This is a genomic window from Teichococcus wenyumeiae (genome assembly GCF_003696345.1).
Taxonomy (GTDB): Bacteria; Pseudomonadota; Alphaproteobacteria; order Acetobacterales; family Acetobacteraceae; genus Pseudoroseomonas; species Pseudoroseomonas wenyumeiae.
On record NZ_RFLX01000043.1, the window covers coordinates 1 to 21,620 of the forward strand.

At 65.7% G+C, this 21,620-nt stretch carries 15 protein-coding genes and 2 pseudogenes; 5 read left to right on the plus strand and 12 right to left on the minus strand.

The window, feature by feature from the left end; translation table 11 throughout:
* Positions 1–1,319: IS21 family transposase (gene istA, locus EBE87_RS24540; RefSeq protein WP_456316281.1), on the minus strand; the 1,319-nt coding region annotated here is incomplete at its 3' end.
* Positions 1,320–1,666: 347 nt separating this feature from the next.
* Between istA and EBE87_RS30005 the strand changes: the two are divergent.
* The 3 genes and pseudogenes from EBE87_RS30005 to EBE87_RS24555 form a co-directional block, all read left to right on the plus strand.
* Positions 1,667–1,881 (plus strand): annotated as a pseudogene (locus EBE87_RS30005) (DDE-type integrase/transposase/recombinase); the annotation flags it as partial.
* 151 nt (positions 1,882–2,032) lie between these two features.
* A pseudogene (locus EBE87_RS24550) lies at positions 2,033–2,744 on the plus strand (IS6 family transposase).
* On the plus strand, positions 2,741–3,889 hold the full coding sequence (locus tag EBE87_RS24555) for a replication protein RepA (protein ID WP_147426095.1): 1,149 nt from the start codon (positions 2,741–2,743) through the stop codon (positions 3,887–3,889). Before EBE87_RS24550 ends, EBE87_RS24555 begins: the two are co-directional and overlap by 4 nt.
* A 477-nt stretch (positions 3,890–4,366) precedes the next feature.
* Here the strand turns inward: EBE87_RS24555 and EBE87_RS24560 are convergent.
* From EBE87_RS24560 to EBE87_RS24595, 8 genes are all read right to left on the minus strand, one after another.
* A protein-coding gene (locus EBE87_RS24560; protein ID WP_120638938.1) for an IS5 family transposase occupies positions 4,367–5,124 on the minus strand; the annotation gives its coding sequence in 2 pieces (ribosomal slippage) (positions 4,367–4,797 and positions 4,797–5,124; 759 coding nt in all).
* Between the two features lie 354 nt (positions 5,125–5,478).
* Positions 5,479–6,966 carry a M81 family metallopeptidase gene (locus EBE87_RS24565; protein ID WP_120638939.1) on the minus strand — a complete coding sequence of 496 codons (1,488 nt, stop codon included), beginning with the start codon at positions 6,964–6,966 and terminating at the stop codon, positions 5,479–5,481.
* A gap of 14 nt (positions 6,967–6,980) precedes the next feature.
* Positions 6,981–8,561, minus strand: coding sequence for an ABC transporter substrate-binding protein (locus EBE87_RS24570; protein ID WP_120638940.1), 1,581 nt, complete (start codon positions 8,559–8,561; stop codon positions 6,981–6,983).
* Between the two features lie 66 nt (positions 8,562–8,627).
* Positions 8,628–9,632 (minus strand): amino acid ABC transporter substrate-binding protein, encoded by a 1,005-nt coding sequence (locus EBE87_RS24575; RefSeq protein ID WP_120638941.1) that lies wholly within the window; start codon positions 9,630–9,632, stop codon positions 8,628–8,630.
* Positions 9,629–10,999, minus strand: a complete 1,371-nt coding sequence (locus tag EBE87_RS24580; RefSeq protein WP_158600916.1) for an amidase — start codon at positions 10,997–10,999, stop codon at positions 9,629–9,631. Before EBE87_RS24580 ends, EBE87_RS24575 begins: the two co-directional genes overlap by 4 nt.
* Positions 11,000–11,013: 14 nt before the next feature.
* Positions 11,014–11,211 carry a hypothetical protein gene (locus tag EBE87_RS24585; protein ID WP_120638943.1) on the minus strand — a complete coding sequence of 66 codons (198 nt, stop codon included), beginning with the start codon at positions 11,209–11,211 and terminating at the stop codon, positions 11,014–11,016.
* 196 nt (positions 11,212–11,407) lie between these two features.
* On the minus strand, positions 11,408–12,763 hold the full coding sequence (locus EBE87_RS24590; RefSeq protein ID WP_120638944.1) for an aspartate aminotransferase family protein: 1,356 nt from the start codon (positions 12,761–12,763) through the stop codon (positions 11,408–11,410).
* Positions 12,760–13,644 (minus strand): MurR/RpiR family transcriptional regulator, encoded by an 885-nt coding sequence (locus EBE87_RS24595; protein ID WP_120638951.1) that lies wholly within the window; start codon positions 13,642–13,644, stop codon positions 12,760–12,762. The genes EBE87_RS24590 and EBE87_RS24595 overlap by 4 nt, the downstream gene beginning before the upstream one ends.
* A gap of 102 nt (positions 13,645–13,746) precedes the next feature.
* On the opposite strand from EBE87_RS24595, the gene EBE87_RS24600 reads away from it, so the two are divergent.
* On the plus strand, positions 13,747–14,379 hold the full coding sequence (locus EBE87_RS24600; protein ID WP_120638945.1) for an aspartate/glutamate racemase family protein: 633 nt from the start codon (positions 13,747–13,749) through the stop codon (positions 14,377–14,379).
* Positions 14,380–14,684: 305 nt separating this feature from the next.
* Here the strand turns inward: EBE87_RS24600 and EBE87_RS24605 are convergent, their stop codons facing one another.
* The 3 genes from EBE87_RS24605 to EBE87_RS29190 all read right to left on the minus strand — a co-directional run bounded on the left by EBE87_RS24605 (position 14,685) and on the right by EBE87_RS29190 (position 19,169).
* Complete coding sequence (locus tag EBE87_RS24605) at positions 14,685–16,919, minus strand: histidine kinase dimerization/phosphoacceptor domain -containing protein (protein ID WP_120638946.1); 2,235 nt, start codon at positions 16,917–16,919, stop codon at positions 14,685–14,687.
* A gap of 660 nt (positions 16,920–17,579) precedes the next feature.
* On the minus strand, positions 17,580–18,443 hold the full coding sequence (locus EBE87_RS24610) for a manganese catalase family protein (RefSeq protein WP_120638947.1): 864 nt from the start codon (positions 18,441–18,443) through the stop codon (positions 17,580–17,582).
* 588 nt (positions 18,444–19,031) lie between these two features.
* A complete protein-coding gene (locus EBE87_RS29190; RefSeq protein ID WP_158600897.1) occupies positions 19,032–19,169 on the minus strand; it encodes a hypothetical protein in 138 nt (45 codons plus the stop codon).
* A gap of 330 nt (positions 19,170–19,499) precedes the next feature.
* On the opposite strand from EBE87_RS29190, the gene EBE87_RS24620 reads away from it, so the two are divergent.
* Positions 19,500–21,110, plus strand: a complete 1,611-nt coding sequence (locus EBE87_RS24620) for an MFS transporter (protein WP_233560182.1) — start codon at positions 19,500–19,502, stop codon at positions 21,108–21,110.
* The last annotated feature ends 510 nt before the right edge of the window (positions 21,111–21,620 follow it).

Here is a 21,620-nt window from a genome sequence, read left to right on the forward strand (position 1 = left end):
TGGGCCAGGGCGAGGATCTCGACTGTGGTGCGGCAGGCCTGACGGGCCGGCTGGCGGGCGAGCATGGCCTCGAAGGTGCGGGCATAGGCCGGCCGCGGAAACAGGCTGTCGCGGTAGACCAGGCCCAGGAGGGCCATCGGCTTGCGCCGCAGCGCGTGGATGACGTGGCGGTAGTCGACCACATGGCCGTGCCGGCCGTCGGGTTTCCGGCGGCCTCGGGACAGCGTCAGCTGGTGTGAGCTGCCGAGATAGACCTCGAGACGGTCATCGTAGAGGCGGATCCGCAGGCGGTGACCGATCAGGCGCGAGGGCACGCTGTAGAACACCTTGCGCAGCACGAAGCCGCTGGAGGAGGTCACACTGACGATCGCCTCCTCGTGGTCGGCAGTCCGGCGTGGCGGTAGAGACCGCAGCGCGGCGCGCTCGATGTCGATACGCGGTGCCACCCGGGCGTTGCGGCGGCCGACCACCTCGTCCACGAAGCCGCGGTAGGTCGCCAGGTCCGCGAAGTCACGCGAGCCGCGCAGCAGCAGGGCATCGGCAATCGCTGCCTTGAGATGCCCGTGCGCGCCCTCGATGCTGCCATTCTCATGGGCCAAGCCGGGGTTGTTGCGGCTCGGCTCCATGCCGTAGTGGGCGCACAGCGCCTCGTAGCGGCGGGTCAGGTCGTCCCGCGCGTTGCGGTCGAGATTGCGGAAGGCGGCCGAGAGGCTGTCACTGCGATGCTCATGCGGTGCGCCGTCGAGCGCCCAAAGGGCGTCCTGCAGCCCCTCGGCCAAGGCGACGTAGCTTTCGCCGCCCAGCACCACATGCGCATGCTCGAAGCCCGAATAAGCTAGCCGGAAGTGATAGAGCCGGTGCTCGAGAGGTGCGCCGGCGATGCTGACGGCCAGTTCGCCCATGTTGGTGAAGTCCGACAGGCCCAGCCGCCCTGGCTCATGGATCTGGCGGAAGATGACGTCCTGCTCGGGGCCATGCAGCGCCCGCCAGTTGCGGATCCGTCGCTCCAGGGTGCGGCGGATGCCGGCGCCAAGCTCCGGATGGCGCCGCAGCACCTCCTCGAAGACAGCGATTGAACGCAGGCCTGGGGCGGACCGCAGCAGGGGAACGATCTCGCTCTCCCAGACGGATGCCAGCGGGTCAGGCCGACGGCGTCGCCGTGGCATGGCTTTCTGCGACTGCGGGCGCGGATCCTGCTCAATCCGATAGGCCGTTGCGGCGCTGAACCCGGCCCTGGCGGCGGCGATCGGCACCGGGTCTGTCCGGCGGAATTTCATGTAGAGCCTCATCTGACGGTCAGTGACGTGGCGGCCGGGCACCATGCGGCTCCCTCGGGAGAAGGACGCCATTCCGGTGCCGACCGGCCGTAACCGCCAGATGGCGAGACCACGTCAGGGGGTCCCGCCTCGCCGCTGTGATCCCTCCGGCCGGGCTACGCCCGACCTACAGGATCACAGCGGCGTCTCTCATCATGATCGCCGGACCGTTCTCATCCTGATTGTCGCGCAGCAGCCGCGGCGCAGCGGTTCTTCCGCAAGGCATTGGCCCAGCTGCACACTGTGAACCTGCGGACGATCACGACAGATAAGAACCCGGCCTACCTGTGTGCGGTCGCAGACATGAAGCAAGCCGGCGAGCTCTGCGCTTCTCACGGCTGCGGCAGTGCAAGTACCTCAACAACATCGTTGAGCAGGATCATCGCCGGATCAAACGGCTGGTCCGGCCTGGGCTAGGCTTCGGCAGCCTCCAAACAACCAGGGAACCATAGCGGGCTTCGAGGCGATGGCGATGATCAGGAAGGGACAGGTTCACGATCTTGGCGCTCGCGACATGCAGGCGCAGGCTAGGTTGATTGCCAAGCTGTTCGGGGTCGCTGCCTGAACACACCGCACCTCGGCCCCTTGCACGTCCAGATTCAGCATTTGCAACGGAGCCCTGGTAACAGTTGCCGCCTCCTTAGGTCGAGCCGTCCGCGGCATTGTCACGTCGTTGAGCGCTAGCCGGAATGAGGGGGCTGAGCCGAGCTGGCCGGATGTCGACCGAGCCCGCGACCTACCCCGGCTACCGCTTCCCGGCCGAGGTCATCCACCATGCCGTCTGGCTCTACCACCTGTTCAGCCTGAGCCTGCGCAATATCGAGCTGATTCTGGCCGAGCGGGGCGTGGTGGTCAACTACGAGAGCATCAGGCGCTGGTGCCTCCGCTTCGGCACGGAGTTCGCGGCAAGGCTGCGCAAGCGGCGGCCGAGGCCGGGCGACACCTGGCACATGGATGAGGTGTACCTGAGGATCAATGGCGAGCTGTTCTATCTCTGGCGCGCGGTGGACCAGCACGGTGTCGTGCTCGACATCCTCGTCCAGGAGCGGCGGAACGCCACGGCCGCCAAGCGCTTCTTCAAGCGCCTGCTGTTCGGCCTCAAGTACAAGCCGCGCAAGATCATCACGGATGGGCTCAGCAGCTACGGCGTCGCGCAGCGTGAGGTCCTGCCCGGTGTGCGGCATCGGACCAACCGCTACCTCAACAATCGTGCCGAGAACTCCCCACAGGCCGACACGACGGCGAGAACGCCAGATGCAGTGCTTCAAGTCACCTGGGCAAGCACAGCGGTTCCTCTCGGCACACGCGATGATCTATGGCCACTTCCGTCCACGGCGACACCTGATGCCCGCCGAACAGTACCACCGTTCGCGCGACAAGGCCTTCCGGATCTGGCGGCAGGAAACGTGTGTCCAGATGGCGGCGTGACGTCGCGCAAGCTCCGTCCTGCGGTCAAACTCGCCTGGCCATCAAACAACGTGACAATGCCGACGCTACCGTCCGGATGGTGCCTGCGCCGCCTGCTGATGCACCTGTGTGATCAGGCGGTGCGCACGGGCAACCCAGTGCTGGAACTCGGGCCAGACATCGCAGCCCTGGCCCTGGAGATGGGCTTACCGGCCATGGAGCCCGTCCTGCAGGAACTCGGAAGCCAGTTGGAACGCCTGGCCGCCGCGAAAGTCAGCCTGGCCTGGGGCAAGGAGCATGCCTTGGCAGTGTTCGATGCCCGGGGTCAGCGGCGCCGGCCCGAGGCCGTATGGCGGTCGCGTCTTCGCCTCAGCGGCCGCTTTCTGGCCAGCCTGATGCAGCATGCCATGCCGCTGGAGCGGCGGATCGTCGCGGCTCCCATGACGGAAGCCCTGGCGCTCGATGCGCATGGCTGGATCCGGCAGGTGCTGCACCACCAGCCAGCCGGACAGGCTGCCACGGTTCCGTGGCCTGAGTTGCTTCACCGCTTCGGCGGCCCATACCAGGGCCCAAAGGCGTTCCGGGAGGCCTTCGAGGACGCACTGCACATGGTTTTCGCCGCGTACCACGCGATTGCCCTGGCCGCCAATGAGGACGGCATCACGGTCGGCTTCGCGCTGGACGCCGCAGCGGGCCGGCAGGGACAGCGGCCGCCGCGGGAAGCGGCTGCTGGGCCAGCGCCAAGCCCTGCGCCAGTGGCGTCGCCGCCAGCTTCGCAGAAAAGCTCCGTTCATCCAGCGTCGCGACAAGGCAGCCCATCCGTGGCGCCGTCACCAGCTCATGGCGGGTCACAGCCCATCGGTCTCCGGTCGCACCTGACCGGCCTTGCGGGCGTGATCTGGCTCCGGCGCGGGCAGGACGATGAACCCCCGGTGGTCGCCTTCACGCCCGGCACGCGGTTCGAGCCCGACCGCATGACCTTGCTGACGCTGGAGCCTCTGGTCCTGCAGATCACTGGCGGGCTGCAGCAGGCGGAATACACCAGGGTCTCGGCGTGGATCATGGCGAACCGGGATCTGATCGACCTTGTCTGGGAAGGCGAGATCACCACGCTCGATCAGGCGACATTCCGCGTCAGGAAGGCCCAGGCTTCCGATTGGCGGTGATGGGCCGATCCGCACGCCAGGCCGTGCGGCAAGATCGGCGCCCTGCCGCCAGTCCCGAATGCGTGCCTCGGCCTGCGCCAAGGTAACAGCTGCCGGCCGGCGATCGCGCTTGAGGCGTGGCTCACCGCCCGATGCGCCGGCAGCAGGTTCCACAAGACTGGTCGCATGTCAGTCGCGAGCTGCAGACGGTGGCCAGCCGCTTCTCGCCGCTGGATGCTTATCTGGACGACTTGGCGCTGCGTGGAATTTGCACAGCTTCCGGCACCGGCGCGGCCTTATCCCCAGTTCGCGGGGACAGAGCTGCGGATCACCGGCTGGACAGGCTGTGTGGCGCAAGGGGAGGGGATCAACGTGCCCGATCAAGGCAGTTTGGACCTGCTGCCGCCGTAAGCACGTTAAGCGGGCGTTTTCTGGACGCGCCTCGCGTGCCATGTACCGCCAATCTCGACCCGCGGGTGAACTAGGGCCTGCTGACGTTCAGCGTGACGCGATGACTGCTGCCGCGAGATGGATGGTGGCGGCATAGCTGGTGTCGGTCTTGTCGTAGCGGGTGGCGACGGCCCTGAACTCCTTCAGCTTGGCGAAGGTGTTCTCGATCAGGTGGCGCCAGCGGTACATGTCGCGATCGAAGGCGATGGCGGCCTTGCGGTTCGTCTTGGGCGGGATCACCGCGGCGGCACCACGATCGTCGAGGTCCGCCCTGAGCCAGTCGGCGTCGAAGGCCTTGTCGCCGAGCAGAGCGCCGAAGACGATGCCCTCGATCAGCGGGCGCACGCCGGTGCTGTCGTGCCGCTGACCGGGCAGCAGGACGAAGCGCACCAGATTGCCGAGCGCATCGACCAGAGCGATGATCTTGGTGGTCAGCCCGCCGCGCGAGCGGCCGATGGCTTGATTCTGAGTCCCCCCTTTGCGCCGCTCGCCTTCTGGTGGGCGGTGACGATGGTGCCGTCGATCAGGGCGTATTCGAGGTCCGGCTCATCCGACACCCGCTCGAACAGGCGCTCGAAGACCCCGGCCCGCACCCAGCGGCGGAACCGCTGGAACACGCTGTTCCAGCGGCCGAACTCATTCGGCAGGTCGCGCCAGGGCGATCCCGTCCGCACGCGCCACAGCACCGCCTCCAGGAACAGCCGGTTGTCTTTGCCCGTCGCCCCCGGGTCCGTCGCCTTGCCCGGCAGCAGCGCGGCGATCTTCGCCCAGACCGCATCGCTGACCACAAACCGATCCCGATCCATCCCAGTCATCACTCCGCTGAAGCAGAGCTTGAATCACGGTCCGACAGCCACGGGAATCCTGAACGTCAACAGGCCCTAGATCAATGTTCAGAAAGTTCGTCATCCGACCACCTGGCGCCGTTGCCTGCTCAATGATGGCAAATGAAAGCATTGAGCCGGCCACCTGCATGCGGAGCCACTTCTCGATGTCCTGAAGCATGCTCTCAGGCTCCGACACGCCCGTGTATCAGAGCCGCCAAAGTTCGCCATCCTTGGTTGCGGCAGCTAGGTCGGCCTCGCCACCCGGCTGAAGGGGTTCCAGCCGGACGTGCTGCCCCTCCAGTATGACCGGTTGGAAGCTGGTGGCATGCGGCATCATTCCGTGGCCGCCGCCTTCCTGTTGTCGTTGAAGGGAAAAACCAGGGCGACCGGCACTTGGCGGTAGGGCAGTGTCGTCAGGTCCGCCGGCCCCCAATCGGGCGTATCGACGATCAGGATAGCCTCTGCGAGCGGCTCGTAAACGGCCCGGAAATGGGTTTTGGACCTGAGCACGATGATGCTGAAATCTGTTGTCTTCATGCCGAACTGGATGAACAGGTCCTCATCCACCGTCAGGGCAGGACGGCTCACCACGCTGACCATCAGCCCTTCCACGTCCAGCACGGCGGCAAGGCCCAACTGCACCAAGCGGCCGTGCATGTAGGGGCCGGTTGTCCGGTACTCCTTCTCTCCTGCGAAGACCACCCGGCCGGTCAGCCGGACCGGCCCCCCTGCGCGCTCGGAAGAGCGGCCGCCGACGTCCAGCGTCACCTCTGCGCCGACGCCTGCGCGTGCCGCAGCCAGTGCGGCCTCAGGATCCCAAATATAGGGCACGGCGGCGCCGCGAACCTTCCGCCGGAGCAGTTCCCGCAGCACATGTGTGCTGTCGTTGCAGCGATCCGCGTGTTCCAGCAGAACGACCGGCCGACTGGCCGAGGCCGCGATCTGCAGCGCCCGGTCCACGCCGGTTTGCAGATTCAGCACCAGCTCGTCGTGCAGCAGCTCGCGCCGCGCCTCATGGATGCGCCTGGTTAGCTTGGCCACCACTTCCCGGGCGCGGTCTGCATCATCAGACACCGCTAGTACCGAGAAGCCGCAGTTCGGTACGTCGGCATAGGAGAAGCCTGCGAAGACGGAAACGTCCAGGTAGCCGGGTGCGTCCTCCGCCATCTCCACCGAGGCGGCGACGATCTCCGACAGCGGCGCCAGCCCGGTGGCGCTGAAGATGCTCGGCACCATCACGCCCGGCTTATCGAAGGCCATGGCGGGCCGGAGCCCGTCGCGCAGCATGCGGAGCAGGCAGTTGGCGGCCCGTTCCCCCGTGGCGCCGATGTCGGTGTGCGGCGAGTAATGGTAGCCGAACACCGCGTCCGCCAGTTCCACCAGGTGGCCGTCGATATTGGCGTGGTAGTCCAGCGCGACCACCACCGGCACGTCCCGCCCCACCACGGCGCGCACGCGCTCGACGATCTCGCGGTCGGGGTCCAGCCGGGTCGGCGTGGTCATCGCGCCGTGCAGGGCCAGCAGCACGCCATCCAATGGACCCGCTGCGGCCAAGCTGGCGCAGATCCGGTCGGCGTAATGGATAAATGCCTCGTCCGAGGCCGGGCCGGCGGCGCCGCCCTCGGTATAAACAAAGGGCAGGATCTCCGCGCCCTCACGTTCGCAGACCGCGATGAAGCCGCCGCACAGCGTGTTGGTGCCGCGATAGCGCTGCAGCAGCGCCTCGCCTTCCGCCTCGGCGGCCTGGAACTCCTCCAGCGTTGTCAGTAGGGACAGGAAGCTGACCGACTCCAGGGCCATGCCGGTGATCGCGATCCGCATCGTCCTGCTCTCCTTCATGCGCGCCGCAGGTTCCAGGGAAAGGCCGCCGGTCCCGGCAGCATACCAGTAAGGTCGGAGCGATAGGCCGTCTTCTGCAGGAACTGCCCGAGCGGCACCACGGGCACCTGCTCGAATGCCTCCAGCTGGATGGCGTCGAACAGCCGCTGCTGCTCGGCATCAGAGGCGGCATCCAGCCATTCGCGCGTCAGCCGCTCGATTCCCTCGCTGCGGAACCAGCCAAACCAGCCGCTGTCGCCCTGGCCGCGGATATTGGTGTTCAGCGCCGGGTTGGCGATCGAGCTGCTCTTCCAGGTGGTGTGGAAGATGCTCCAGCCGCCTTTCTCGACCGGCTCGCGCGAGGTGCGGCGCTGGACCACCGAACCCCAGTCCATCACCTGCAGGTCCACATTCATGCCGAGTTGCTTGAGCAATTCGGCCGTCACGTCACCAAAGGAGGCGACAGTGGGTAGGTCGGTGGGGCTGAGGATGACGACCTTCTCGCCCGCATAGCCGGCGTCCTTCACGGCGCGGCGCAGGCGTTCGAGATCCTTGGGCGCACCCATTGCCTCGGCGCCGACTTCCTTCACGAAAGGCAGTCCGGTAGGGAACATGCTGTAGGCAGTATGCCAGGCCTTGTCGTCGCCGCCGGTGATCAGCGGCATGTACTGCGCCTGGTCGACGGCCGAGAGCACCACGCGCTTCAGCTTCGCATTGTTGAAGGGCGGCACATGGGAGTTGAAGCGCAGGAACGCCATGAAGCCCAGCGGGTCATAGGATGCCACCGTGATGCCGCGGTTACGCGACAGCATTGGCGTCAGGTCCGCGTCGGCGAACTCCCACCAGTCGACTTCGCCCGATTGGAGCGCGCTGGCGGCGGTGGAGGAGTCCGGGATGATCTGCCATTCCAGCCGGTCGAAATGCGCCACCTTACCGCCGGCGTTCAGCACCGCCGGCTCCTGTCGTGGCACGTATCCGTCGGATTTGGCATAGGCGACGCGGCTGCCGGAGACGAATTCGTCCGGCAGGAAGCGGTAAGGGCCGGAGCCCACCATCTCGGTTACCGCCTTGTAAGGGTCGGTCTTCGCGAGGCGCTCCGGCATGATGAAGGCTGGGATCGGGCCGACGAAAGCGAGGGCCGAGAGCAGGCGCGGAAACGGGCGGCTCAGGCGGATGCGCAGCGTGCGGTCATCCTGCGCCTCCCAGGCCTCCACAGCGGCACCAAGGGTTTGGCCGAAGGTATCCCGCTTGCTCCAGCGCGCCAGGCTGGCGGCGCAGTCCACCGCCCGCACCGGCTCCCCGTCGTGAAAGCGCAGCCCCGGGCGCAATCGGATCAGCCAGGTGCGGCCATCGGCCGAGACTTCGTGCCCCTCGGCCATCTGCGGCACTGGCTTGAAGTCGGCGCCGGTGCCGTAGAGCGTGTCAAAGACCGCGTAGCCATGGTTCAGGCTGACTCCCGCCGTGGTCAGGATGGGGTCCAGCACCGTCAGGTTGGCCTGTGGTACGAAGCGGAGCGTGCGGGGCCGGACGCCCTGCGCCAAGCTGGGTTTGGCTAAAAGAGCGGCACCCGCCGCTGCCAGGAGGCTGCGTCGCTGCATGAAGATCTCCGGATTCTGGAAGATGCTCCGGCCACCGGCGTCAGGCGGCGGCCGGAACGTGGCGTATCAGCGGAAGGGAATGGCGTACATCATGCCGCCTTGGGCCCAGAGCGCGTTGCGGCCACGCGGCAGCTTCAGGGCGCTGCCACCGCCCACGTTGCGCTCGAACACCTCGCCGTAGTTGCCCACGGCCTTGATGGCGTTCAGCATCCAGCGGTTGTCCAGGCTGATGCGGCTGCCGAACTCACCCGACGTGCCCAGCAGCCGCTGCGCCACGGGGTTGCCGCCCTGGGCCTGCTCCTCGGCATTGGCCTGTGTCACGCCGGCTTCTTCGGCCTCCACCAAACCGTAATGCACCCAAGCGACGATGGTGGACCATTGGTCGTCACCGTTGCGGGTGAAGGGGCCGAGTGGTTCCTTCGAGATGGTCTCGGGCAGCACCACGTAATCGGCCGGGTTAGGCGCGACGCTGACGGCACCGGCCAGGGCGGAGGCGTCCTGTGTCATGGCGTCGCAGCGCCCGGCGAAGAAGGCCTGGTACATGGTGTCCACGCGCTCGAACACCACCGGCTGGAACGTCACCTTGTTGGCGCGGGCATAGTCGCCGAGAGTCGATTCATGCGTTGTGCCTTGGGCCACGCAGACGCTGGCGCCATTCAGCTCGGCCACCTTGGTGACACCGGCATCACGCTTCACCGCGAAGCCCTGGCCATCGTAGAAGTTCACCGGCCCGGCATGCAGGCCGATGCTCGCGTCGCGCAGGAAGGTCTGCGTGGAGTTGCGCAGCAGCACGTCCACCTCGCCCGACTGCAGGGCGGTGAAGCGGTTCTGCGCCGTCAGTCCGACAAAGCGTACCTTGGCTGCGTCGCCCAGCACGGCGGCTGCAATGGCGCGGCAGTAATCGGCATCGATGCCGCGGTAGTTTCCCTGACTGTCAGGAGTGGAGAAGCCGGCGAAGCCGGTGCTGACGCCGCAGGCCAGGGTACCGCGCTGTTTCACGGTGTCCAGCGTCGCGGCATGGGCACCGGCGGCGGCAAGCAGCAAGCCACCGGCAAGCATCAAAGCTTTCATGTTGCACCTTCGACGGAGAAAACGGGTTGATCCGGCAGGCGCGGCACGCCGCGCCCTATCTGTTCCAGTGCAGCGCAGGCGCGCAGCAGCACCGCCTCTGTCCCCATGGGGCCGACCAGTTGCGCCGACAGCGGCATGCCCAGGGCCGAAAGGCCAGTTGGGATGCTGAGCGCGGGATGGCCGGTGACATTGAACGCAACGCGTGCCTGCCGCTCGGAAGTATAGGCCAGCGCCTCCGCATCATCGATGCGGCACGCCGGGTCGAGCATGTTGGCGACCAGCAGTAGGTCGGCGCCGTCCAGAACCTCCTGCACCTGGCGCGACAGCGCGGTGCGGTGCCGCTGCGCCGCCAGATAGTCCTCGGCGGTCAGGAAGGCCCCGGCCATCAGTCGCTGTCGTCCGGACTGCCCGTAATCCTCTGGCCGCTCCCGCAGCCATTGGGCGTGGATGGACCAAGCCTCGCTGAACATGATGATGCGGTTGATGCCGAGGAACTGCTGCAGCGGCGGCAGCACGACCTCCACCACCACCGCGCCCAGCGTCTCGAACGCCGCTGCCGTGGCGTCCAGCGCGGCGGCGACCTCCGGGTCCGCCGGCACGTCATGTGTATGGAAGTGCCGCACGTAGCCGATGCGGAGCCCGGCCAGCGGCCTGTCGCCGTCGACCAGCGGCACTGTGAGCCGGCGCCCCGCCATCACCTCGAACGCCAGGGCCAGGTCCGCCGTGCTGCGCGCCAGCGGTCCCACGTGATCAAGGCTGAAGGCCAGCGGAAAGACACCATGACGAGGCACCGCGTCATAGCCGGGCTTCAGGCCCAGGATGCCGCAGGCCCCGGCAGGGTGGCGGATCGAGCCGGCAGTGTCGGTGCCGACGGCGAGGGGCAGCAGCCCCGCCGCCACGCTGACCGCCGAGCCCGAAGACGACCCGCCAGGATTGTGGCCGTAGTTCCAGGGGTTGCGGGCAGGCGGGAAGGGCAGGTCGAAGGAAGGCCCGCCGAGGGCGAATTCATGCGTCGCCAGCTTGCCCATCACGATGGCGCCTGCCTGGCGTAGCCGGCGGACCACCTCGGCATCCTTAAGCGCGATATTGTCGAGCAGGATGCGCGAATGGCAGGTGGTGGGCAGGCCAGCCACATCGATGATGTCCTTGATGCCGACCGGCACGCCGCAAAGCGGCCCCACATCCTCGCCCCTGGCCCAACGCTGCGCAGCCTCCTGCGCTGCGGCCCGCGCGCCTGCTGCGTCGACATGCAGGAAGCTGTGCAGCCGGCCGTCTGCCTGGTCGATGTGCTGCAGCGTGGTCTCCACAGCATCGACCGGTGACAGATTTCCCTGCCGGTAGGCTGTGAGAAGCGCGGTGGCGGTCATGCCGCCCGGCCTTGTCATGGCAGGACCTGCGATGGCGGCTGCCAGGGCTCCAACTCGGCGGGCGGTGGGGACGGCAGCATCGCTCTGTTGGTCATCGCCGCAGCAAAGGCTGCTGCGACATCGTCAGGAAACAGCGTTGCGGCGCGCTCCAGCCCGAGGGCCCGCGCCTGCTCAGCAAGGGAAACCGCGGGGAGAACCGGCGTGTCGCTCATGACTGCGCGATGTTCCTGAAGGATGCGCCCGGCGCTGGCACAGAGGTAGCGAGGTTCTCACGTGATGCCCGGCCCCGACCCGAGCTGCCTGCGGTGAGGGTGGCCGTGCCAGAAAAATGAAGGTCCTGCATCGTGGCCAATGCCTCGCGTGAAGGGAGTGCGGCAGGAGCCGCGCCGGGATCAGCGCGGCCGTGCCTCAACCGGCGATGGCGGCGTCCACCGCCTCCCCGAGGCGCTCGACGATGAGGTCGATCTCGGCGGCGGAGACGATGTATGGGGGCGCCAGCATCACATGATCGCCCCGCACGCCATCCACCGTGCCGCCACCGGGGTAACAGGCCATCCCGCGCGCAAAGGCTTCCTTCTTGATCCGTGCATTCAGCTGCCGCGCCGGGTCAAAGGGGGCTCGGCTGCTGCGGTCTGCCACCAACTCGATGGCGCGGAACAGCCCACGGCCACGGATGTCGCCTACATGTGCGTGGTTGCCAAAGCGCTCGTGGAGCTTCGCCTCCAGCAAAGCGCCCATGGCTTTGGCATTGGCCAGCAAGCCATCCTCCCGGATCACCCGCTGCACCTCCAGCGCGGCAGCACAGGCGATCGGATGCGCCAGATAAGTGTGCCCGTGCTGGAAGGCGCCGCTGCCCTGCTCGATGGCATCGGCGATGCGGCCGGAGAGCAGCACGGCGCCGATGGCCTGGTAGCCGCCGCCCAATCCCTTCGCGACGGCCTGGAGGTCGGGCGCAACGCCTTCCTGCTCCCAGGCATGCAGGGTGCCGGTGCGACCCATGCCGCTCATCACCTCATCCAGGATCAGCAACGTGCCATGGCGGTCGCAGACCTCGCGCACCGCGCGGAAATAGCCTTCCGGCGCCGGCACACAGCCCGCGGTCGCGCCTACCACTGGTTCCGCGATGAACGCCGCGACGTTCTGCGGGCCAAGCCGCTGGAACTCCGCCTCCAACTCGGCGGCGAGGCGAGCAGTGAAGGCGGCCTCGTCCTCGCCCTCCCGCTGCTCGCGATAGGCGAAGGCCGGCGAGACATGGCTGAAGGCGTCCGACAGAAGTGGGGCATAGGGCGCCCGGCGCCAGGCATTGCCGCCCGCCGCCAGCGCCCCCAGCGTGTTGCCATGGTAGCTCTGCCGCCGCGCGATGAAGCGGCTGCGCTGGGGCTGGCCGATTTCGAGGAAATATTGCCGGGCCAGCTTCAGCGCCGCTTCCACCGCCTCCGACCCGCCGGAGACGAAATAGACCTGCGCCAGTCCGCCCGGCTCGTGCCCTACCAGTTCCTCTGCCAGCGCCTCGGCGGGCTCGTTGGAGAAGAAGCTGGTATGGGCGTAGCAGAGCCGATCCGCCTGCCGCTTGATGGCTTCGACCAGGCGTGGATGCTGGTGGCCAAGGCAGGAGACGGCAGCGCCGCCGGACGCGTCCAGAACCTCTCGCCCGCCTTGCTCCACCAGCCACACGCCGTGCCCGCCCACCGCAAGTGGCGGCCTGGCACGGGAGGACCGATGCAGCACACGAGAGCGGCTGGACGCAGCGGTGATGTCGTTCATGACGGAGGGTCCTGGTCAGGCATGTAGGCGGAGAGGGCGGCGAGCCTGGATTCGGTCTCGCGCAGCGATAGCAGCGCTGCCTCTCCGCCTAGAGAAAAGGTGGTGGCGGCCAGTGCCTGGGCGACGGTGAGTGCGCCCGTGAGGCTGGGAAAGAAGGCCGGAGTGCGTTCGGCCTCGAACAGCAGCAGGTGGGATGCACAGGTCGCCATCGGCGCATCGGCGCGGTCGGCCAGGGCGATCATCGTGCAACCGGCCGCATGCGCCATGCGCGCCGCGACCACGATGGAACGCGAATAGGGCATGAAGCCGATCAGCACGACTGCATCCCCAGCGCGGAAGTCGCCGAGGTCGAGATCTTCCGGCCCCGCGCCGCCGACCAGCCGCACGCTGTCCGGCCGGAACAGGCGCAACTGGTAGTGCAGCAACTGCGCCACCGCGCGGCAGGAGCGGTAGCCCGCTATCCAGATGCGTGGCGCCTCATGCAAAGCCGTGGCCGCTGGCAGGATCGGTCCCGGGTCAAGCTGAGAAAGGCTAGCAAGATCGGCGGCCAACATTTCGGTCGGCAGATGCGCCGTTGGGGGAGGGGCACCCGGTGGACGGGATGCCGCCTGCTGCAGGCGGCCGGAGAAAGGCGTCTCCGGACCGTTGCGGCGAGCCTCGATCAGGGCATCCCGCAGCGGTTCCCATCCGCTGTAACCCAGTGCCTGGGCCAGGCGCGTGAAGGTGGCCGGGTTGGTGCCGGCTGCCTGCGCCAGTTCGCGCATCGACCGCGTGGCGGCATCGTAATCATAGCGAGCGACATAGCGTGCGGCCTCCCGCAGCCGTGGCGGCAGGGCGGGCATGGCACGGCGCAAGGCTGAGAGGGGCGTCTCGTCGCTCATGGCCAGCACCGTCGCATCAGCAACAAATCCACTGCAACATCTATTTCATGTTTGCCCGTATATAATTTCCAATGATACGAATGTATCGTTCCTGGAGGTTCCATGCGGATTGCCCTGATCCACGCTTTGCGCCACTCCCCCCCTCCGGTGGAGGAAGCCTTTTCGCGCCTCTGGCCTGAAGCCAGCCTGATGAACCTGTTAGACGACAGCCTCTCGGCCGACCTTGCGCGGGACGGTGCGCTGACGGAGGCGATGACTGATCGCTTCCTCAGCTTGGCACGCTATGCGGTAGGCACCGGCGCGGACGGCATCCTGTTCACCTGCTCAGCCTTCGGCCCCTGCATTGAGACCTGCCGCGCCGCATTGAAGCCGATCCCCGTGCTGAAGCCCAACGAGGCCATGATCGAGGAGGCCGTGACTACCGGTGGTACAATCGGGCTGCTGGCCAGCTTCGCGCCGACCTTGCGGTCCATGCCGCCCGAGTTCCCTGCCGGAACCAAGCTGCGGCCACATTGGATCGATGGCGCAATGGAGGCGCTGGATGCCGGTGATACCGAAACCCACAACCGTCTTGCCGCAGAGGCAGCTTCTACCCTGACGGACTGTGACGTCATCGCGTTAGCCCAGTTCAGTCTGGCTTCCGCAGCGCCCGCGGTCGCTGCCGCAACCGGAAAGCGAGTAATGACAACACCGGATAGCGCAGTTCGGAAGATGCAGCGCCTGCTTGGGCAGTGATGATGATAATGTTCGAGTGGCTCCCTATAATTCGACAAAAATATAGTAAGCGTAGCTTCAGCAGGAGTTCCGCTTTGCGGCAAGATGAGTGTCACAGCTGCTGAATGGAAGACCGCCCCAGGTCAGAAGTTTCCCGGTGTGGGCCGTCGCTTAACGACCACTTTCCTGCGGAACAGGCGGAACGGGGACAGGTTGGATTTTACCAAAGCTGGCTATGGGCGTCATTGCGGCATCCGGCACTCAGCGACCCATTAGACACCGGGTTGGAAGGTTATCGTGCTGAAAAGGTTATCCCGGGCACCTTTTCACCCATCTTGGTTATCTACGCCCGACGCCGGATAATCGTTACACAGGGCAGAGAGCGGCACCGAAAGGACCACTCTGGTTCCTGGCCTGTTGTCCTCGAAATTGATTTTTCCTCCGATCTGCCCGGTGAGCAAACGGGTCAGCCGTGATCCAAAGCCCCCTGGCCGCTCTTCGCGCTTCATGCCTTTCCCCTGGTCTGCGACGGCGATTTTGATGCCGCCGTTCGGTGTACCACCAACGGTAATGTCAATCGGTCCTACCGCACCTTCGTAGGCATGCTTGACGGCATTGGTCAGGAGTTCCGTCACGACCAGCGCGAGGATGACGGCTTTTTCAGTCGGCACAAGTACGGGCGTCGTCCAGATCTTGATGTGCTCACGCCAGCCGCTGCCCCACTCCTGGACGAGCCCATCGTGGAGTTCTCGCATGTAGGTGTCGAAGCCGATGCTCTGGATCTGGTCCGAGCGCCAGAGGCGCCTGTGTACTGCCGATACAGCAAAAATTCGCCGCCGGGCCTCTGCGAAGCCTGCTGCCAGGAGCGGGTCCGCCATCTCCCGCTCCTGTAGCCCGAGCATGGAGTTCACGAGCTGCAGACTATTCTGCACCCGGTGGTGGACCTCGCGCATCAGGAGGTCCTTCTGCGTGATCAGATGGTCCTTGTCCGACAGGGTTTCTCGAAGCCGCCTGTTGAGATCTTCCAGCCTTTGCTGCTGCCGGAGGCGGAAGACCGCGTCCCGGAAGCGCCGCGTCGTGTCGATCTCCTCCGGTGTCCAAGGGTGCGAGCGGCCGTGGACCGTCTCGCGCCAGAGTTCGAAGGACGCGCGAGGGGTCAGGACCCCAGGGATGACTCCTGGCTCAACTGGCTTGTGGGGGTTGCCGGCCCAGTTGATCACCTCGACCTGCTCAGCCCTGAACCAGAGCAGCAAAACCTGCTCCTCGTGGGAGATCACTGTGGCGAGGAGCCCACTTGCTCGCGCGCGGTAATCAGCCGCGGGAGCATATTGCTCAGAGAGGTGGTTGGTCGCATACGGATCCGGCGAGCCCCCGCGCGGCAGCCATTCGGCCAGTCTCTCGATCTCGGCGTTGGACGGGCGGCACCCAACGCCGGCCACAATCCGGCCCCGCCGGCAAACCGCTACGCCGTCACATGGGACTATGTCACGCAGCTCCGCGGCGTGCTCGGCCAGCACATCCTCGGCGCTTCGGTTTGCGCGCGTCAGAAGGAGCAGGACCTCATCCCGTCTTTCTGCCATGCGTCGGCCTTGGGCGTGGGCCTCCGCGTCCTCGCGAGCGGCAATCTGCTGCGACAGGATCTGGCCGAGATGCTTGCAGGCTTCGCGGATCTCATATGAGGCTGCCTTCGGCGTTGTGTGATGGCAGGAAACAAGCCCCCATAAATCACCGCCGCGCACGATGGACACCGACATAGAGGCGGTGACGCCGAAGTTCTTCAGATACTGGAGGTGGATTGGTGACACGCTGCGCAGGCTGCAGTCGCTCATGTCCAGGGGGCGACCAGTGGCAGGACAGATCTCAGGTGTGAGTGGCGCGGGCGCGTAGTCCGCGTCAGGGATGGCCCGGATAGGGCTGCGAACGTAAAGCTCACGAGCCTGGCGCGGGATGTCGGAAGCTGGATAGTGGTGGTTCAGGAGCGAGGGCGTCCCGGCGGCCTTGTCCTCCGCGAAGACGGTGCCCGAGCCGTCCTCCAAGAAGCGGTAGACCATGACCCTCTCAAAGCCTGTGATGCGCCGGAACCCGCGCGCCGCAGTCTGGCATGTACGGAGCAGGTCCGGTGCGGCCTCCAGTGAGGTAGCAATGGCCCTTATGCTGGCGAGGAGATGGGCGGCCGAGGGGCGGGACGTGGGAGCGGGTTCGAGTTCGAGGAGGACGACACCGTCGCTTCTGTGGGCAATGACGTCGAACTCACTGCCAGACCCGGGCAATTTGACTGAGCCGAGATAGACAGGCTCGCTTCGCACATCCACCCCCGCCGAGCGGGCCAGAGCATCGATGGAGATGCCGAGCATATCGCCGACGCTCCGACCGCGCGCCAATTGACCTCGGCCCACGAGGCCATCCAGGTCCCCCGCCATCTGGAGGATCGCCTCGGTGGTCGGCTCCACGACGAGCAGGATCCCGTGCGGCTGAATGGCGCCGGGAATATGGATTGGCTCCCGGTCGCAGTTCGCAAGGTCCAACGAGTTCACGAGGCTACCCCACTGCAATCGCCTCATTCGCTTATCAGCCTTTGATAACGGCTACCAGGATGACGCCGTCATCGATCCTCGCCGAGGCAATGACCATCAGCCCAGATCAGCCGCAATGTGGCATCCTGCATTCAGCTACTCATCTAACACGTGACTGAATGTTTATCGTGCAAGCTGGACAAAAATGCGCCCGACAGGATTGCTCCCGCCGGGCTGCGCTGAAGACCTACAGCGATCCTTCGCGCTGAAGCGCGCCAATCATCGTCCGGCTTCTGGAATGCGGTGAGCGACCATGAGGCCATGACTGTTGCCAGCCGCCCTCGTTATCACCACCGCCAGAAGCTCCAAGTCAGTCTTGGCGTCAGTTAGTCTAGCCATGTCGCGAGAGCTCACGGGGGATGTCGCTCCGCGTGTTTGGGCTGGGGAAACCCAGGGGTTAGTAAGAACAACCTACAGCTAATCTTCATGTAGGCAATATACCAAAATGAGATCATCATCATTATTGCACTTAGCGTAAACAACATTCTTAATAAGAAATTCTTCTAGGTCAATTAGGCAATACTCATTGCAGCATGTCCCGCTGCTTAGCCTCCATGGCACATGGTTGGAGGATTATCGTGCTGAGAGCAGCCAAAGCCACCGCGAGACATGCTCACGGTGTCTTTGGCTATGAGCGGGGCAGGCCGGTTACAGCTTGCCGATCTGCTCGGCCTGGGCGCCGGAGCCCTCGCGTGCCGGGCCCAGCACCGGCGCCTCGCCCAGCGGCGTGGACTGGATGGTGCTGAACTGCGCCTTGCCGTCCATCGACGGGCCGGTATTGAAGCGGCCTTCCGGCGGCGGCTCACCGTTCACGTTGGTACCCATGTAGACGTAGGAGAATTCCTGCCTCTCCAGCGACTGGTCAAAGCTGTTCGGGATCGGCAGCGCGGCCGGGCCGCCCAGCTCCTCGATTGCCGCCAGCCATTGCTGCTGGTGCATGGTGTCGCGCGCGATCAGGAAGCTCAGCATGTCCTTCATGCCGGGGTCCTTGGCCGCGTTGTAGAGGCGCACGGCGAGCGTCCGGCCGGTGGCCTCGGCGGTGACATTGGCGAACATGTCGCCGGCCACGTTGCCGCTGGCATAGATATGCGAGCAGTCAAAGGGAATGCCGTCGGAATTCACCGGCATCGCCGCCAGGCCGGAGGAGAGCAGGTGCTGCTGCAGCATGCCTTCAACGACATGGCGCGGACGCTCACCACCCATGAGCGCATTCACCACCGGACTGGCGGCGGCCGCGGTTTCCTGCAGCGTCAGCGGCGCCTGGTCCAGGTTCAGCGCGACAGCGGTGGCCAGCATCTCGATATGGCCGATCTCTTCCGTCGCGGTGTGCAACAGCATGTCGCGGTATTTGGGGTTCGGGCTGCGGTTGCCCCAGGCCTGGAAGAAGTATTGGAGACAGACGCGGATCTCACCTTCCACGCCACCGATCGCCTGTTGCAGCTGCCGTGCGAACAGCGGATCGGGGGTCTCCACCCGCACCGGATACTGCAAACGCTTATCGTGAAAGTACATGCCCGATCTCCAGAGTGTTGCTGCTCTGGGAGAATGGATGGCGCTCGTTCCAGTTTCTTGGGCCAACAAAAAGCTAAGAAAAAGCTGCTCCCAAACTTGGCAATTATTCAGGCGGCTGGAGGCGCGGCCCAACACAAAAGAGGTCCTGTTCGGACCGGCTCCAAAGCTCGTCCCCGAGCCACCATCGCCCTTCACTGTCCAGCTGGACAGGCTCCCAGGGCGCATCCGGATAACGCTTGACCCAATAGAAGCCGGGCTCCTTCTTCTCAGCGGTGAAGCTCTCGGGGGTACTCATTGACGGCCCTCAATCTCGCTCTTGGTTAGTCGCGTCTCCCATTCTGCTACGTTGAAGTCTTTTTGGAAGCCATCTCACCATGGCATGCAGGCAGCCATGCACATCGTTGTAGCTGATGCCGTAGCTCGCAAGAACCGCCAGTAGCTGAGCCCTATGGGGCCGGTTGGTGGCAACTGACACTGCACTATTCGTCAGGCACACCAGTCCTTCATTATCGTGTTGATGGTAGCGCACCGCTGAGATGGATAGACGATCGACCTTGTGAGGCGGTGCTTCTGGGTCAGGAAAGGCAGCTAGGTTCCTCGGTAGAAGAGGAACCAAGCCACGACCACCGCGCCAATAGAGATCATGGTCAGGATCGCGATGCCGCCGAATACCAGAGCATCCAACGAGCGGGCCAGCAGCCCGCGATAGCCGTCATCGTCAGGCATCTGCATGCCCTTCCACGAGGTTCGCGTGCACAAGGCGCTTTTATGGGTTCAATGTTCAGCCAGCACGGGACATGCAGCTCAAACCAACGCCAAGGTGATCACCGCAGCCCCAATGGACATCAGGCCCAAGGCGTAGGAGCAGGTGGCCACAACCCGCTCCGCTGTGAGTACGTGAGCAAAGGCTTGTCGTGCATAACAGCCTTGTCAGCCCGGGTACGATGGGGTTGGTGGCAGCTGCCTGGCGGTCAACCTATTCCCTGCTGACACTTATATACCCCCGGGTGGACGAGCAGGCCTGCAGGCCACCAGACCTCCCGCCCCGAGCGTCCCATGTCATCATCTCCCGTCGCTGCTTTCGCTCCGCTCCGCCATTCCGCATTCCGTGCGCTCTGGATCGCCAATCTCGCCAGCAACACCGGGCTCTGGATCCAGAACACCGGCGCCGGGTGGATGATGACCTCGCTCGCTCCCTCGCCTGTCATGGTCAGCCTCGTGCAGGCGGCCGCCATGCTGCCTGTCTTCCTGTTCGCCCTGCCCGGCGGCGCATTGGCCGATGTCCTGGATCGCCGCGCCACGCTGATCGCAGCGCAGGTCTGGATCGCCGCGGCCGGCCTGCTCCTCGCCGTACTGGCGGCCCTTGGCCTGCTAGGCGCCTGGGGGCTGCTGGTCCTGACCTTCGCGATCGGCATGGGTACCGCCGTGATCTTCCCCGCCTCGGCAGCGGCGACACCCGAGCTGGTGCTGCACGATGACCTTGTACAGGCGGTCGCCCTGAATGGCGTGGGCTTCAATCTGGCACGCGCACTGGGGCCGGCGCTCGGCGGCTTCGTGATGGCGGCGGCAGGTCTGACCGCAGCCTTTGCCTTGAATGCCGTCGGCTTCCTGGCCCTGCTCTGGGCGCTGATCACCTGGCGCCGCCCTGCGCAGCGCCGCTCCCATCTTCCGCCGGCGCGTCTTCCTTCTGCAGTGCGCGCCGGGCTGCGCTTCGCCATCGCCGTGCCAGCCATGCGTGCGGCGATTTTGCGTGCCTGCGCCTTCTTCTTTTTCGCCTCGGCTGTGTGGGCATTGATGCCACTGGTGATCCGGGAGGGGCTTGGCCTGGATCCGGCGGCCTTTGGGTTGATGCTAGGTGTGGCTGGCTTTGGCGCGGTGGCTGCAGGGACGGTACTCCCCATGATCAGGGACCGCCTGTCGCAGGGGCGGCTGGTGTTCTTCGCCGCTCTGCTGGCCTACGCAGCCATGGCACTGCTCGGGCTCTCCCGCCACTGGGCGCCTGCGGCCGTCGCCGTCCTGATCTTCGGCGCAGCCTGGCTCGCCGCAGGCAGCGCCCTGGGTGCTGCCGCGCAGATGACTGCTCCGGCCTGGGTCCGTGCCCGAGCCCTTGGCGTCTATCACCTTGCATTTTTCGGCGCTCTGGCTGTGGGGTCGCTCCTGTGGGGATGGGTGGGGACTAAAATGGGCGTGCCGACCGCCCTGGCCCTCTGTGCCGGAAGCGGCGCCGTCGCCGCGGTGGCCGTACGACCCTGGCGCCTGGTGAACTTCGCGCAGGACATGGCTCAGCGGGTTAAGGCACGGTGGGACCGGGCAGCCGCTACCATGCCCACGCCCGAGGCGCCGGCGTCTGCTCTGAAGGAGCTGCTGCACAACAACTCAGGGCGGGTGCTCGAGGTGGTCCGCTACCAGGTCGATCCCGGTGATCTGGACGCCTTCCTGGCAGCAATGAGGCACGTCCGCGAGGTCCGCCTGCGAGCGGGTGCGGCTGGCTGGAGGCTCTACCGCGATCTTGCCCGGCCCGATTACTTCACTGAGCTTTGGGCCGTGGATTCCTGGACCGACTACCTGCGGCACGCGGTCCGGCTGGACGAGGTGGACAAGGCGGCGCTGGCCCTTGTCGCGGAAATGCACGTGGCGGGCAGGGGCCAGAGGCCTCCCGGCACCTGAACATCGAGCCATGAATGGGCGCCACGGGCGAAACCAAGCGACGGAAACCCCTCGGCCAAGATGGTTGCAAAAACAGCATAACGCTGACGCGCCCGAAGCAGACTGAATATGCCGGTTACTCGGGACAGGGCAGGTTTCCGGTTAACGTTGCCGGGGAGAGTAGAGGCGGGGGGCGGATGCTCTCGCTCGGGATTAAGCCTCGTCGGCCGGAATCGGCGCTAGACGCTCATTGCGACAGCAGCCTGCTCAATTCGGCTACAGGCGGCCGCAACTCGCTTCCTCCCATCATGTTCAGCTTGCGCAGGATACATCAGCTCCGCCACTTGAGGCCCAAGAGAAGCAGACGATGATGAAGGTAGGAGATGGTTCCCAGCGTCGCGTCTGCTTAACTCATGTCAACGAGAAGATCGCGGAGCTATCACCATGATAGGATCGGGCGAAGACGTGCTGGACTGCCTTGTTGTAGGGGGCGGCCCAGCCGGCCTCACCGCTGCTTTGTACCTGGCGAGG

Excerpts from the sequence above, each read along its gene's own strand:
- EBE87_RS24565 (WP_120638939.1), bottom strand. The coding sequence starts at position 6,966 with ATGCGGATCGCGATCACCGGCATGGCCCTGGAGTCGGTCAGCTTCCTG.
- EBE87_RS24590 (WP_120638944.1), bottom strand. The coding sequence starts at position 12,763 with ATGAACGACATCACCGCTGCGTCCAGCCGCTCTCGTGTGCTGCATCGG.
- EBE87_RS24600 (WP_120638945.1), top strand. The coding sequence starts at position 13,747 with ATGCGGATTGCCCTGATCCACGCTTTGCGCCACTCCCCCCCTCCGGTG.
- EBE87_RS24605 (WP_120638946.1), bottom strand. The coding sequence starts at position 16,919 with ATGAGGCGATTGCAGTGGGGTAGCCTCGTGAACTCGTTGGACCTTGCG.
- EBE87_RS24610 (WP_120638947.1), bottom strand. The coding sequence starts at position 18,443 with ATGTACTTTCACGATAAGCGTTTGCAGTATCCGGTGCGGGTGGAGACC.
- EBE87_RS24595 (WP_120638951.1), bottom strand. The coding sequence starts at position 13,644 with ATGAGCGACGAGACGCCCCTCTCAGCCTTGCGCCGTGCCATGCCCGCC.
- EBE87_RS29190 (WP_158600897.1), bottom strand. The coding sequence starts at position 19,169 with ATGCCTGACGATGACGGCTATCGCGGGCTGCTGGCCCGCTCGTTGGAT.
- EBE87_RS24585 (WP_120638943.1), bottom strand. The coding sequence starts at position 11,211 with ATGAGCGACACGCCGGTTCTCCCCGCGGTTTCCCTTGCTGAGCAGGCG.
- EBE87_RS24575 (WP_120638941.1), bottom strand. The coding sequence starts at position 9,632 with ATGAAAGCTTTGATGCTTGCCGGTGGCTTGCTGCTTGCCGCCGCCGGT.
- EBE87_RS24580 (WP_158600916.1), bottom strand. The coding sequence starts at position 10,999 with ATGACCGCCACCGCGCTTCTCACAGCCTACCGGCAGGGAAATCTGTCA.
- EBE87_RS24620 (WP_233560182.1), top strand. The coding sequence starts at position 19,500 with ATGTCATCATCTCCCGTCGCTGCTTTCGCTCCGCTCCGCCATTCCGCA.
- EBE87_RS24570 (WP_120638940.1), bottom strand. The coding sequence starts at position 8,561 with ATGCAGCGACGCAGCCTCCTGGCAGCGGCGGGTGCCGCTCTTTTAGCC.